At 49.5% G+C, this 14,497-nt stretch carries 11 protein-coding genes; 6 read left to right on the forward strand and 5 right to left on the reverse strand.

The features are described from left to right. The coding region (locus U9P07_09335) for a type II toxin-antitoxin system prevent-host-death family antitoxin (protein MEA2109607.1) at positions 1–259 on the forward strand (259 nt) is incomplete at its 5' end. Continuing rightward, positions 256–627: a type II toxin-antitoxin system VapC family toxin gene (locus U9P07_09340; protein MEA2109608.1), complete on the forward strand. Its 372-nt coding sequence runs from the start codon at positions 256–258 to the stop codon at positions 625–627. The genes U9P07_09335 and U9P07_09340, both read left to right, overlap by 4 nt. 91 nt (positions 628–718) lie before the next feature. Here the strand turns inward: U9P07_09340 and U9P07_09345 are convergent, their stop codons facing one another. The 4 genes from U9P07_09345 to U9P07_09360 all read right to left on the reverse strand — a co-directional run bounded on the left by U9P07_09345 (position 719) and on the right by U9P07_09360 (position 2,519). After that, the gene (locus tag U9P07_09345) at positions 719–1,024 is read right to left on the reverse strand and encodes a helix-hairpin-helix domain-containing protein (protein MEA2109609.1); all 306 of its coding nucleotides are present in this window, start codon (positions 1,022–1,024) and stop codon (positions 719–721) included. A gap of 262 nt (positions 1,025–1,286) precedes the next feature. Beyond that, complete coding sequence (locus U9P07_09350; GenBank protein ID MEA2109610.1) at positions 1,287–2,012, reverse strand: class I adenylate-forming enzyme family protein; 726 nt, start codon at positions 2,010–2,012, stop codon at positions 1,287–1,289. Between the two features lie 16 nt (positions 2,013–2,028). Next, the gene (locus U9P07_09355; GenBank protein ID MEA2109611.1) at positions 2,029–2,193 is read right to left on the reverse strand and encodes a hypothetical protein; all 165 of its coding nucleotides are present in this window, start codon (positions 2,191–2,193) and stop codon (positions 2,029–2,031) included. Between the two features lie 41 nt (positions 2,194–2,234). Then, complete coding sequence (locus U9P07_09360; GenBank protein MEA2109612.1) at positions 2,235–2,519, reverse strand: helix-hairpin-helix domain-containing protein; 285 nt, start codon at positions 2,517–2,519, stop codon at positions 2,235–2,237. A 455-nt stretch (positions 2,520–2,974) separates the two neighbouring features. On the opposite strand from U9P07_09360, the gene U9P07_09365 reads away from it, so the two are divergent. The 4 genes from U9P07_09365 (at position 2,975) to U9P07_09380 (ending at position 12,385) form a co-directional block, all read left to right on the forward strand. Next, positions 2,975–3,814: a hypothetical protein gene (locus U9P07_09365; protein MEA2109613.1), complete on the forward strand. Its 840-nt coding sequence runs from the start codon at positions 2,975–2,977 to the stop codon at positions 3,812–3,814. Positions 3,815–3,817: 3 nt separating this feature from the next. After that, positions 3,818–5,110, forward strand: coding sequence for a BREX system ATP-binding domain-containing protein (locus U9P07_09370; GenBank protein ID MEA2109614.1), 1,293 nt, complete (start codon positions 3,818–3,820; stop codon positions 5,108–5,110). 161 nt (positions 5,111–5,271) lie between these two features. Continuing rightward, the gene (locus U9P07_09375; protein MEA2109615.1) at positions 5,272–6,531 is read left to right on the forward strand and encodes a BREX system ATP-binding domain-containing protein; all 1,260 of its coding nucleotides are present in this window, start codon (positions 5,272–5,274) and stop codon (positions 6,529–6,531) included. Then, entirely contained in the window at positions 6,503–12,385 is a 5,883-nt protein-coding gene (locus tag U9P07_09380; GenBank protein ID MEA2109616.1) for an AAA domain-containing protein, read from the forward strand. Before U9P07_09375 ends, U9P07_09380 begins: the two co-directional genes overlap by 29 nt. Before the next feature lie 142 nt (positions 12,386–12,527). On the opposite strand, the gene asnB is transcribed toward U9P07_09380, so the two are convergent. Then, positions 12,528–14,497, reverse strand: a 1,970-nt coding sequence (gene asnB / locus U9P07_09385) for an asparagine synthase (glutamine-hydrolyzing) (protein ID MEA2109617.1), incomplete at its 5' end; no start/stop codon positions are given.

A 14,497-nucleotide genomic window follows, 5' to 3' on the forward strand; every position in this document is an offset into this window, starting at 1 on the left:
AATTTGTCGCAAAGAGGATAAGCTTATGATTATTAACGTATCCAAAGCAAAAACAAGTCTTTCCAAGCTCGTAGATATGGCTTATCACGGTGAAGAGGTAATAATCTCAAAGAATAATTTACCCTTGGTTGACTTGGTGCCCCATAAACCCAAGGTAAAACGGAAACTTGGTTTGCTTGCCGGTAAAATCAAAATACCGGATGATTTTCTGGATGAAAATAAGGAAATAAATGTTATGTTTTACGGTGAACAGTCGTGAAAATCCTGGTTGATACCCATATCTTTCTCTGGATGTTGTCTTGTCCCGACCGACTCAGTGAAAAAAGGCGTTATGATCTTGAGTCGCCGGCAAATGAGGTCTTCCTAAGCGCCATGAGTATTGCCGAGCTTATGATTAAACGTGCAATTGGCAAAATTGATATTGAGTTTGACCCACTGGAAATGGCTCGGAAAATCGGTCTTGAGATGCTCTCATTTTCTGGTGAAGACGCCATGGCTTTAGGAAAATTGCCGCTTCACCATAAAGATCCTTTCGACCGGATGTTAATTGTCCAGTCACTGAACAACAAGTTTTTCCTGATGACGGATGATGCCAAGTTTTTGCATTATGACTGTAAAATCATATGAGCAAATTAAGGATAAAGAGTCATAAAGAGGGGACGAAAGAGAGGACAACGTCCCTGCCTGCTCGTCGTTAATTGTTGAGTTGATTGTCGGTTTATTCAACTGTTATAATATCAATATTTGCCTCCAGGGTTTTAGGCCCAATGCCTTTAACCTTAATGATATCTTCAGGTTTTTCGAATGGGCCCTTAGCTTTCCGGTATTCAATGATCCGTTTAGCATAAACAGGGCCGATCCTTTTCAGCTCGGTCAGCTGTTCAGCAGTGGCTGTATTTATGTTTATTTTGCTGGCTTTGCCGGAAGCGGAATCAGCTGCCAGCAGAGCACTCGCACTCGTGAAAGTAATCATCATCAGAAAAGTAAAAAATAAAACGACATACATTGATCTTTTCTTGTTCATGTTGTGCTCCTTTTACCGTGAGGATTATTGCAGCATATGCAGAGACGTTGTTGCTCAGTCATATATCCTGTTTTGGCAGTAATTACCTTTCTCTATCTCCTTTCTCGTATGGTTGAAGTTTCTGGTTACAAGTCCATCATTATTAATTCACATCGGAAAAATCACAATTATCTTTAGAAAAAAAAAGCTAAAGGTGCAAGGCTAAAGGCCAAAGGCGAAAAAAGTACGGGATTTATCTATTATCAGTCACAGACGCACACAGTCAGATACAAACAGGAGATGAAATTCCTATTTCAAAAGGGCCAGGCATTTGTCGCGGTCGATTTTGCCGCTGGCTTTTTTTGGCAGGGCACGCAGGAATTTGATTATTGAAGGAATCTTGTGTTTTGGAAGTCTGGCGGCGCACTGACGGATTAAGTCTTCCGCGCTGACATCGTCGGCCGCCGACGGCGAAATGGCTATTGAGCAGGGATTTGCCCATGACGTAGAAAAAAGGCAGAACCACCATCTGGATATCGTCAGCGGTGAGCTGGAGATACTGGCAGATGGAACGGGTGTTGCTGGCGATGTTGCCATGGGAGAGCATTACCCCTTTGGGTTTGCCGGTGGAGCCGGAGGTGTAGATGATTGAGGCCGGCCCGGTTTCGGTGAGAGTGAGCTTCGGATTGGCGTCATTCTCGCCAGCCATGATTTCATCCCAGGAGAAGAGGGAAACCGACGGGGACGATTGGAAAAGTTTCGGCTGCTTGAGAACAAGGGCAAGGCCGGTATTGAGATTTGTGGCCTGCAGCAGTCGTTCGAAACGAAAGCTGGAGATCAGAATTTTTGCTTCCAGCTCGGCCAGCAGCGGCTGCAGGGTGTCTGGTTTAAGATCGGTGCCGAAGGGGACGGCAACCGCCCCGGCTTTGAGGATGCCGTAGTAGCTGACCACGTATTCCAGCGAATTTTCCAGCAGGATGGTCAATTTTACGTAATCACAGGTGGTCAATTTTCGGTTGTCACAACTAAGGAGTGATGCCCCGAGAGATGAGCCAGTGGGTCAGGCGGTTGGCGGCGGCGTTGATCTGAGCATAGGAAGCCCGGACGTCTTCGTGAACCAGAGCGATTTTATCGGGAAATCTTCTGGCGCTGGATTCGAGGAAGTGATGGATGAACGTTGGAGAATTCATGGCGTAAAAGTAACAACGTCCCCTATATGACTGACCTATTACTATTCGACCGTTATAATATCGATGTTTGCTGCCAGTATCTTGGGGCCAATACCTTTTACTTTCATGATGTCTTCCGGCTTTTTGAACGGGTCATTAGCTTTCCGGTATTCGACAATCCGCTTGGCGTAAACTGGTCCTATCCCTTTTAGTTCGGCGAGCTGTTCGGCCGTGGCCGTATTGATGTTTATCTTCTCAGAGCCAGCTCCCAGGCTGATGCTCACGGTTGAAAAGATTAAAATGACAGCACAAAACAAGATGATGAATCGAGATACTGGCCTTTCCATGGTTGCCTCCTTATTTAACGTTAAAACAAACTTATTATAATATAAAACCGTTTTATGCTCATATGTCAAGGAAAAAGTTAAAAATACAAAAATTTATGTATTTTACAATATACCTGAATACCTGACTTTGTTGTCGGGCGTACTGAGGCAATGTCCCTGGTTTTAATCACCGCCCTACGCAGATAGAAATGGACAGGAGATGAAATTCCTATTTCAAAAGGGCTAGGCATTTGTCGCAGTCGATTTTACCACTGGCTTTTTCACCTGTACTCCAATTTCCCAATTTCTGCAAAAACCGTGGTCTGTCCCCTATTTTTCTGTATTTTCCTCCCTATTTTCCTATTTTCAATTTTCCAGAATATGCTTGACAGCTGAAAAACAATTCCTTATTAGTTATCAATCCATCATGGATCTGAGATTTTACCCTTACGATAGCAATAGTGAGATATAATAATATGGATATGAATAATGAATCTTTCATGCGAACAACCCAGGAAAAGTTAAGTGAAATTGTTCGCCCGTTTCAACAGGAGCTCAATCGCGGTCAACGTCTGGCCGATTTCATCAAACTGTGTATCCGCTGTGCCGACCGGGATGATTTCCTTCGTTTGGACGAACTCCTCAATAGTAAACCGGCTGAACAGGTAGCGCAGGAAGAGGCATTGGCGGCGTGTAAGCCCATCTTTGACGGTTTGCGTGTCGATGTCAGGGAGAAGGTGGAAAAATATCGGCTTGAATTTATCGCCGACCTTACCCGGCTCGGAAATGATGCCGGGCTGGCTATTGATATCGACTTCCCCCGCTTCAGCATCCTTAAAGGAATTGACGGAGAGATTGCTTTTAGTGATCGCACCACAATCATTAATAAAAAGTTGCTGAAATCCATCGATCCCCGTCGCATAGTTGCAGCCCTGGTGCGGCTGAAAAAACAACTCTATGATCGGCCATTCAATCCCCAGGAGTACATTGACAGCCTTTACGTGACGTATGCCGCAATCATGAAAGCCGATAATCTTGCTGTCGGCCAGCCTGTTCCCATCCAGCGGTTTTATCTGGAGTATGTTATTTCCCTGCAAAGCAAAACATTCTTTACCAATATGGATAAAACCAAATTTCGGGGCTACAGTCTGGAGCAATTCGGCGTTGATGTCTGGAGATGTTTTGAATCAGGTATCGTTGGCACCTCCAATGGCATGATGTTGGAATTGAGTCCTGGACGAAATTATTCGCTTTGGCTTCTTGATAGTAGCGGGGAGCGCAAGCAGATGACCACTATTTTGTTCAAGGAGGATTAAAAAATGATGACCGGGGAAGAGCTCGACGGGTTGAAGCCGTTTCAGGCCCGCTCCATTATTGAATCGCTGCGCAAGGGAAGTGTGCCGGCTGACTATGTTCCTTTTTTTACAGTGGGGCGGGACAACTGGATCAAATTTATTGAAGATGATCTGGAGAATTATATCGCCAAGGGTGGGGCCAAGGTCCGTTTTATTCGGGGTGATTATGGCGATGGCAAGACTCATTTCATGTCCATTATTCGTCATCTTGCCTTGCGGCAGGGGTTCGCGGTCTCTTTTGTGGTTTTGACGCGTGAGGTGCCGATTCACAAATTTGAAGCTGTCTATCAAGCCATTGTCCGTCAACTTCGCGGTAATTTTGAGGGGGTTGGCATTCGAAATCTCCTGAATCAGTGGCTTGACGGTCTGGAGCAACAGCAGGCATCTCCTTCACCAGACTACATTGCCAATCTGGGAGAAACCCTGCGTGACTTGCCGGGGATGAACGTGAATTTTGCCAATGCCATGATATCACTGGCAAATAACCGGTTTCTGCCATTGTTGGAGGGCGAAACCAAGGATGAGCGGAACGCCAACCGGGAGATTATTTTCCATTGGTTTGAGGCCGGTAAGGTGGCCAAACGGGAGCTTAAGCCCTTTGGCATTTTTGAGGTGGTGAACAAGGCCAACAGCAAACAGATGCTCAATTCCCTGAATACTTTTTTGCGTTATCTTGGCCACCAGGGGCTTGTATTGTTGCTCGATGAACTGGAGATCGTTATTGCCCAGTCCACCTCGATCCGCAACGCGGCCTACGAGAATGTGCGGCTGCTGATTGATAATACGGAACAGGCGGAATATTTTCATATCTTTTTCGCCATCATCCCGGACGTTTTATTGTCGGAAAAAGGGTTTAAATCCTACGATGCCCTCTGGAGTCGGGTACGTTCCGTTGGTGAACAGAAAAGGTTAAATTATCGTGGAGTTTTGGTTGACCTCCATCAGACGCCATTAAAAGCTGAGGAGTTGGTCAGTCTGGGTCAGTGTTTGCGGCATATTCACCAGATAGCTTATCGCTGGGATGCCAAAGCCGTAGTAACTGATAAAATTCTTCTGGATATTTGTCAAAACCAGAAGAAGATGGGGCTTTTGAGTGAGGTCCGGCTTTTCGTGAAACAGGTTATTCGGCTGCTGGATATGACCGAGCAGGGGGAAGCTCCGGTCGAGAACCTGGATCTTGGCGAACATATTGTTGCCAGTCAGCAAGAGATGGAGCAGGAGAAGTTGGAGCAGCTGCAGCCAAGCTGGGACAAATAATAATGGTTTCGTAAAAACTCCATCTTCGACCTTATGCCGTAACCTTCATCATGGTGACGTATGGCTAAGTATGTCTCATGACTCAGGTTTTGCCTGCCTCGAATGTGAAGTTTTTACGGTGCCGCTAGTTTTATGATTATTTACGAAGGCACCGGGAATTAATGACGATACAGCAAAATGAGTTTTTCAAGCTGCTGGAAAACTCCGATAATTTCAAGCTGCGAAGAGCAGTGGAGCGTTTGCGGGATGGTCTTTTTGATCCCTTCGGCGTGCGGCTGTTAACCACTCATGAGACGCAGCTAAATCAGGCCTTTGACCAGGGTGTCCAAGCCCTGGAGCAAAATGCATCTCCCCATCTTTGTGTTTGCGGTTCCTATGGCCAGGGTAAATCCCATAGCCTTACCTATCTTGGTCAACGAGCCCTTGATCAGGGCTTTGTTACCAGTCAGATCAATCTTGATCCCCGGGAAATTTCCTTTCATGACTTTCGCCAGGTTTACCGGTCTCTGATTAGTCACATTCGTTTTCCAGGCAGTGAATTATCCCTGGTGAAATGGTGGAAAGAGTGGGTTGGTTCACAACTGCAAGCGTCTGAAAAGTCTTGCAACGATCCGCTGACGATTATTCCGGAGTCCATGCCTCATTTTTTCAAGTCCGTGTTAACTGCCCTGGTTCAGGAAAATATGACCCTTCCACCACGCTGGAAGGGAATGAAAAAATATACCACGTATCGGCCCCGGGAGTTTCCCTGGCTGCTGGCCAATGCCTTGAATGGTGCCGTCTTGCCGGTGCATCGTCTGCGCCATGCCCTGAAGTATCGTCAGGTCTCATTTTATAAAGATGCATCGCTGGTCTGTAAAGGGTGGGAACCCTATTTTGAGGCGGTTTGCAGCTTTGCGGCCATGTTTAAAACCATGGGTTTTAAAGGTTGGGTGCTGCTTTTTGACGAGGGAGAGTCAATTACCCAGCGGTCGATTATTCAGCGCCGCAAAAGTTATGAGATTCTTCATCGTTTTTTCTCGCCATTTTCTCCCCATACCGGACTCTATCCCATCTTTGCTTTTACCGATGACTTTTTTCTCCAGGTGCAGTTGGAAGACTACGACCGGGCAAAAGTTTGCAATGAAGAGGAATTTCCCTATTTTGAGCTGAACTATGGGGAAGCCTGGCGGCAGTTGCGCGTTCATCGCCTCCATAATCTTACCGGGCCTGAATGGGAAGAGCTCAGTGGAAGGCTCATCCACTTGCATGCCAGGGCCTATGGATGGGAACCGCCGGCAACCGGGACCCGACAGCAAATGGCAGCGGTGGTGGCGTCAACTGGTGGCCAGGATGCCCGCCTGAAGCTCAAGGCCTTGGTTAATCAATTGGACCTTCTATCTTCCAGGATGTATGAATTCTTCCCTGTTACAACTTCCTAATACTTTCAGAACATTTTATGGTGCTTTTTCCGGTTTGTATCCTATTCAGGAGCAGGCCATCAGGCCGATTTTGGCTAATCGTGATCTCATCATCCAGTCCGCCACCGGCAGCGGTAAGACCGAGGCCGTGCTGGCTCCCTGCCTGGAGCGCATTATCAGCTCGGGATTGGCCGAATCCGCCATCTATATTGTTCCCACCCGCGCCCTGGCCTTTGATATCCAGCGGCGCTTTGCCTCGGTTCTGCGTGAACGTCTGGGGATTCATTTTGCCATCCGTACCGGGGATATTAAACGCAGCGGTGGTGGTCGTCCGGATCTCATGCTGACTACCCCGGAATCGCTGGATGTGATGCTGGGCAGTTCCAATGTTGATTTGCGCGGTTTTCTTCGGCGGGTTAGCACGGTTATAATCGATGAAGTTCAGCCGTTAATCCATCACTGCCGGGGCCGACAGCTAACCTATCTCCTGCATCGATTGGAACGCCGGATTAGCAGGCCGCTACAGAAAATTGCCCTGTCAGCGACCATCGCCGACCCCGTTGTCGTTGGCCGGTTTTTACATCTCAGGCCGGATTTTGTCCTGCTGACTGAAAGTGTCAGCCGTCAGATTCTGCCCCGGCTGCTGCAGCTGAAAAATGATGAAAGTGAACTGGTGAATCTGCTGGGCGATTTGTCCCGGGAATGGCAGTATCGGAAAATTCTGATCTTTGCCAATAGTCGTGGCCGTTGTGATAAAATTTTCAGCGTCTTGAATCAGCAAGGGGTGTTCAAAGGAATGGCGGAGCTGCATTATTCCAACCTCAATGTCAGAGAACGGCAAGCGGTTGAAAAAAGATTTCGCCGCCGTCCACGTTCGGTATGTATTGCTACCAGCACGCTGGAGTTGGGTATTGATGTTGGTGATGTTGACGCGGTAATTCTTTTTGAACCACCGGACTCGGTTTCTGCTTTCCTTCAGCGGATTGGCCGGTCGAATCGCCGTCAGGACACGATTCATTTCTGGGGTATCTGTCGGGGCGAACGGGCGTCAGAGCAGCTTTTGCGTTTTCTCGCCTTGTTGCATCTGGCCCGGGAAGGCCGGGTGGAGTCATCTCTGCCTAAGATGTTGCCCAGCGTTTTGAGTCAGCAACTTGTTTCCTGTCTCTATGAAAAAAAGCGGCTCTCCCTGAAGGCGCTGCAAGAACTTTTTTCGGGGTCGACCGCGGGGGATGATGTCGCTGCTCTCCAGGATATTTTTAATTCTTTGCGGCGGAAAAGGTGGTTGAAAGAAACCGCGGTTTCCGGTCTGTATGCCGGCGGCTGGTTTTATTGGGATGCCCTGGTTGAACATCAAATCTGGAGCAATTTTCCGGAAAGTGAGCAGGATTACAGCCTGGAGATACTGGGTGAATCGGTAGCCGATATTCCCCAATCCATCGTCAAACAATTTGATCCCGGTGATCATGTCCTGCTGGCCGGGCGGCGATTGCGTATTGTCTCGATAGATGAGGGGAAACGTAAGCGGGTAGTGGCTGAACCGTCTGAAAGGCTGGACGCGAAAGAGCTCTCCTGGTTGGGGATGGGCATTCATGTTTCCTATGAAGTGGCGCAAGCCATGCGGGCCGTGCTGAAATCGACCAGGGCTGAGGATAATGTAGCCGCACCGGGGCTTTTTTCCCGGACCCGCATGTTTATCCGGCAAGAGCTGGAAAAAGATAAAAGAGTGGTGACGCTGGCGAACGGCATTGAGGTGCTGCGGACGGCCAATGGTTCGTATTATTACCGGACCTTTATTGGGGCGGTCGGCAACCTGGTTCTGGCCTGGAGCATCAGGGAAGCCTATGCCGAGCAGGAGGAGGATCTCCAGGTAGCAGCTGATGAGATTGGTCTGTCATGCTCCTGTCTGATTGATTTCAGACAGCTTTCACTACCCTTGACCGATGAGGACTTTAGCTTGTGGCTTGAACGTCACTTTAAGGTGCTGCGGGTCATGTTTCCCCTTAATTCTTTTTGTTCCACGCTGCCAAAAGAGTTGCTGCTGCGTGAACTTGCCGGTTTTATCCGGGATCCCCGGTTGATTGATTTTTTTAAGTGCTGCCAAAATCAGTCGTCTGAAATTGTTCAGGGCGACCCCGAAAATCTTGATGTATGGCCCCAGCCGGTGAACAATGAACAGCTTTTGCTTGATATTCCCGCCAAGGGTGAACCTTTGCTGGCCTGGGAGAAAAAACGCCGGGCCGACCGTGTTATCCCTGTTTGTGATTTCTATGCCGGCTACCAGCTCCGAGCTTTAACCGGAAGCATCATTGGCGGTTATTTCCGTCATCATCAATGCCGCCGCTGGTTTTGTTTTCATTTTTTGCCGTCGGCAGCTCAGCCGCTTTGCAATCGTCCCCAGGGGGAGGATGATCTGGCGGCCCGGAAACAAACTATCCTCGATCACTTGAACAGCCACCACCAGATTCTCAGCATCATCGCTGAAAAAGATGAAAACGGCAGGACTAAGTCGCTCAAGGATCGCTTTGCTGAAACCGTTTCTCAATTACAATGCGTAGCTGATGAACAAAACGCGACTGCCGGCAAATATATTTACCGGCCGGTGTTGCTGGCTGATAATATTTTATCGCCATCGTCAGCATTTTTTAATTTCCATGATTCCCATGATAAGCAAAAAATCAGCCTGCCCGGAGTGGGTGTCCCCGGGCTGATCCGAATAGTCGCGGGTGAAGAAGAGGAAATTGTCCTTCAGGTCGGGGATATCAAAAGCAGCAGACAGCCCCAATATTACCAGAAGTGGCAGGTGGCCTTTTATGCTTTTTTGCTGCGGGGATTAGTTCAGCATGATCGACGGTTCTTGCGGCTTAAAGTGGCGGACAGCGGTTTTTTGTTTAACCCATCTCCATTGGATGACTTTCCCCGGCGTCATACGTTCGCGCTGCAGCCCTATTTTGCCTCGGTTAAGATAATCTTTGCAAACCTCCAGGCATCGCTTTGTGCTTCGCCAATTCAGGCCGGCTGGCAGCTGCAAAAACATTGCGTCAGTTGCTCTTATTTTGAGTTTTGTTATGAACAGGCCTTAAGGGAGGAGGAAGTGCAGTTTATTCCGCGGCTGACCAGCGGTTTATTACGGAAAATGCGTTCCCGCGGTCTGGCGACTTTCAATTCGGATGCTGACTTTCATCAATCGTTTAGTCCCGCGCAGAGAGATTATCTGCAAGGGGCAATCAGTGCCTTGGATCAGCATAAAATTACCATCCTCAAAAAAAAGACCTCCCGGTTTCCGGCCAACATCTCAACCAGTTTTTTTGTTTATCTGGTGAATGATCCGCTTACCGCGTTGCCTCGGGGGGTGGGATTGGGTTTCCTGGAAAGAGGCAAGGTTTTAGAAATCATGACCTGGACGGTATGTGGGGATAGGGACGAGGTGCAGGATGGAAGCGAAGGGGAGCGCCGGCGGATCTGGCGGGAATTTTCTTCCTTCTTCCTGGGGTTGTGGCAGGCTGCGGTTCAGGACGGCCGGGGGCCGCACATCTTTTTGTTTGGCGACGAAACCAGGCAGGGAATCTCAACCTGGGCCGTGCTGATGGAAGATGCGCCGCTGAGCGCTATTTTTCGACCGGGTATTGATGCTTATTGCACGGATCTTCAGGATGTGTTTTTCGATCATTTTCTGTTTCCCCTTCCTGGTGTGATGACCCTGTTTGCCTTAAATCGACTCCTGGGTCTGTTGGCTGAAACGGAAATTGATATTCCCGAGAGCCTTTTCCATGGTGACCGGCGGATGGAGATGGCTCCTGGCGCCGGTGAAAATGATGTTAGCAGCGGTTACCGTGATCGGATAAAAAGCCATCTGACCAGCACCTGCCGACTGATCATGAAGCTTGAACAATGGATTGGGGAGAATCTGGAGAGTGAATGGCAGCGGGATGATTGGCGAATTATCCATCCGGATGATCTTGACAGGAGTACCGCCTGTCGTCAATTTATCGAAGCCGAAAAAATTCAACAGGAAAGGGAGCTAAGGAGTTTACAGGAACTTTCACTGGCGGAACGGGTGGAGCGTTTTCGGGCGCTGGGGCCGCTTCGTTTTACCGGTACAACCCTGGATGACGAGGGGCGGTTTTTGTATCTGTTTTCCCTGGTTGATCGTCAGCTGGGAGTGACAAAGTTTCGCCCGGGGGATTTCCTTAAATTAGTTCCTTGTGGGGTTCATGATTTGCAGAGCGGTATGCCGGTGATCATGATCCGCTATGATGTTGAAGCCGGACAGGTGGGAGTTTCGTTTCGTCTGGGTCGAAACCGGGGATCGCCTAAAGCCTTTTCTCCATCTTTGACCTATTCGCTGGAAGAAGATGGGGAAGATTTTCAATCCGCCAAGCTGCTTGAGGTGGTGCAAAAAGGATTTTCTGCCGGCAATCATCAGCCGATAATCGATTTGTTTGCCGGTGAATTAGCCTATGAACAGCCGCCTGCGTCGCAAAAGTGGTTGTCGGGCTGGTTGCCGTCCGAGGGTGCTTCGGCCCGCTTGAATCCATCCCAGCAACAGGCCTTGGCTTTGCCTTTCCAATATGCCTTGAGTCTTATCAGCGGCCCGCCGGGAAGTGGTAAAACCAACCTCCTGGGCTGGATTCTTATCGCCCTGATTCGTCAGGCTCAAACAAACGGCAGCCATCTTCGGATTGCGGTGAGTGCGGTAACCCATCAGGCTATTGATCAGGTGCTCAACAAAGTCGTAAATCTCGTCAATATCCATGAGATAGCAAACTTTCCGGCCCGTTGTGTCAAATGGGGACGCTGGGAGGATGAGCAATGTGCTGACAAAATTCCAAAGATGCGGGTGGAACCCATCAATAGTGCCAAGTCTGCCGAGGAGGTTTTGTCTTTTCCTTATCTTATTGTGGGTGCTACCGGTTACGGCCTGCAGGCGATGATGCAAAATTACCATAAGGGAGACGGTAACTTCCCCAAGTTTTTTGATTGGGTAATTTTTGATGAGGCCTCCCAAATACTGACGCCCCAGGCCATGCTCAGCCTGGTGCATGGGAAAGGTAATTTTATTTTTCTAGGGGATGTTTGCCAGTTGCCGCCGGTCATCCGTTCGTCAATCTTTAAGGAAGAGCTGGAAAATGAGGTTGAACATCTTCCATCGGTTGCCGCTGAAAGCCGCTGTTCGCTGTTGGATATTCTGCTCCGTCGTTATCCCCACCGCAGCCGGCAGTTGGAGGTTACCTATCGCATGAATGCCGAGATCTGTCGGTTTCCCAGCCGCACATGGTATGATGGTCGGCTGCATCCGGCAGCGGGAAATGCCAAGGCCAGGTTGTTGTTAACGGGCATGCCTGGCAATGACCTGCTTGATAAGATTATTGATCCGGAAAAACCAGTAGTTTTGGTGGGAATGAATCATCAAGGCTGTGGTCAGGAATCAATGGAGGAGGCCAACCTTCTGTCACGCCTGGCCGCTCGATTAATGCGGGATTACGGGATTCACCAAGAGCAAATGGCCATTATTTCCCCCCATCGAGCCCAAAATAACGCGATTTTCCGTGCATTGAGTGTGTTATTGGGAGGTATTGGCGACCTGCCGGTTATCGATACGGTTGAGCGCCTGCAGGGAGCGGAGCGGGAGGTGATTTTTTTTGGTTTTACCTGTTCCGATGCGGATCTGGTGCTGGCGGAATTTTTGAATAATCCTCATCGATTCAACGTGGCCATAACCAGAGCCCGCCGAAAATTGATTGTCGTTGGCAGTAAAACCTTTTTTGGGGCAGTTGCCACCTCGGAAAAGCAGCTTCAATCCAATGCCTGTTTTAAGGATTTTTTTGCCTACTGTCGCAAGAATAATTGTTACTTTGAAGCAGAAAATCAGTGGTAACCGGGACAAATCAAGAAAATAGGGGACAGACCACGGTTTATTTTCTTGGTTAATGTTTTTTTCGCTGGCTTCCGCAGCGGCGGCAACTGCCGCCTGAACTCACAGGGCCAAAAACCGTGGTCTGTCCCCTATTTCCTCTATTTCACAGGGCCAAAAACCGTGGTCTGTCCCCTATTTTCTGTTTTATGAATGTGTCGTAGAGTATCTGAGTTGACAGGATGCCGATCAGGGCCATGTTTTCACGGAAGCCCTGGCGGGCTTTTTTGCGGCACTTGCTCAGCAGGGCGTTCACGGCTTCCGGTTTGAAGAGTCCGACTTCTTTGATTCTGGCCGGTGACAGGTAATAGTCCAGGTAGTCGGCTTCGCGGTCGCCGAAAAAGCTTAAAATGTCCGGGGCCATGTAGGGCTGTTTTTTACGCCGGACGATGTCGGGTGGCAGGATGTCGGCCATGGCTTTTTTGAGGATATTTTTCTCATTCAAGGCTTTCATCCGCAGGCGGGGCGGGATGGTGCCGGCAAATGCTACCAGCCGGTGATCCAGGAAAGGAAATCGTCCTTCCACCGAGTGGGCCATGATCATGCGGTCCCCTTGGGAGCTGAGCAGGTAGTTCCCCAACAGCAACCGGCTTTCCAGAAACTGGGCCCGGGAAAAATAGTCCAGGCCATTCAACTTGCCAGCCCACAGATCTTCCAGTTTCTCCAGGGGCGTTGGTCCTTCCCGGCCGCTGATCTCATCAACCAGAAAACGCTGGATGCCGCTGGTGTTTTTCCAGCGGGGGCGGTGGGCGTAGAAGGGGTCATCCAGGGGGGCATCGGTATCAAAGAATTTCCGGGCATATGCCGTCGATTTGGCCGGGGAAAGGGCCAGGTAGGGATAGAGGCGTTTGAGCAGTATTGCCCGCATGGGCGAATCCGGATTTCTGGCGATAAATGCCCTGATTTTAGCCTCTTTGAAAATATCATAGCCTCCCAGTATCTCATCGGCACCCTCGCCGGTCAGGACTACTTTATAATGGTGATCATGGACCAGGGATGAGAGCAGAAAGAGTGGCGTCGGCGCGGTGCGCAGAATCGGGGTTTCCGTGTGGCGGATGACATCAGGAAAGGCGGCGGCAATCGCAGGATAGTCGCAGCGGATTTCATGGTGATCGGTATGCAGATAATCCACCATCAGTCGCTGCTGGGGCTGCTCATCATAAACCCGGTCAGCAAAAGTGACGGAGAAGGTTTTCAGATCGTTATTGGTGTAATTTCTGATCAGGGAAGTGATCGCCGAAGAATCCAGGCCGCCGCTCAAATAGGCTCCTACCGGCACGTCGGCCCGCAGGCGGAGCCTCACGGCATCTATCAGCAGCTGGCGGAGCTCCTCGGCCAACTGCATTTCTTTCTTATTAGAGATAGTATCCGGATGAAAAGGAATGTCCCAGTATTGTTCCTCAGTAATGCCGCCGTCGGCATTGATGATCATGCGGCATCCGGGTCCCAGCTGTCGCACGCCTGAGAAAATTGTTTCATTGGCCGCCGGGCTCCAGAAAGTGAAGATTTCCTGCAGCACTCCGGTATTGATGGCCCGGGGCAGCTCGGGATCGGCAGCGAAAATGGCTTTAATCTCAGAGCTAAAGTACAGGCGACCATCATGGATGGTGTAAAACAAGGGGCGGATGCCCATGCGGTCGCGGGCCAGAAAAAGTGATTTTTTCCGTTCGTCATAAATGGCCAGGGCAAACTGACCATTCAGCTCATCCAGACAGTTTTTGCCCTTTTCCTCGTAGAGATGGACAATGACCTCGGTATCGGAATGGGTGGAGAAACGATGGCCGCGATTAATTAACTCACGGCGCAGCTCGGGGTAGTTGAAGATCTCGCCATTGAAGACGATGGCGATGGTTTTATCCTCGTTGTAGATGGGCTGCCAGCCGCCCTCAAGGTCGATGATGCTCAGGCGGGCGTGGGCCAGCCCCACTTTTTCATTATGAAAAAAGCCATAGCCGTCCGGCCCGCGATGGTGCAGGGTGTAGATCATGGTTTCCAGGGTCCGGCGCTCTGGCGGCTGGTTTGATGCAAGGTTGAAAATTCCGGCTATGCCACACATATGAAATAAAAGGTATAAGG

Source organism: Pseudomonadota bacterium (genome assembly GCA_034660915.1).
GTDB lineage: Bacteria > Desulfobacterota > Anaeroferrophillalia > Anaeroferrophillales > Anaeroferrophillaceae > DQWO01.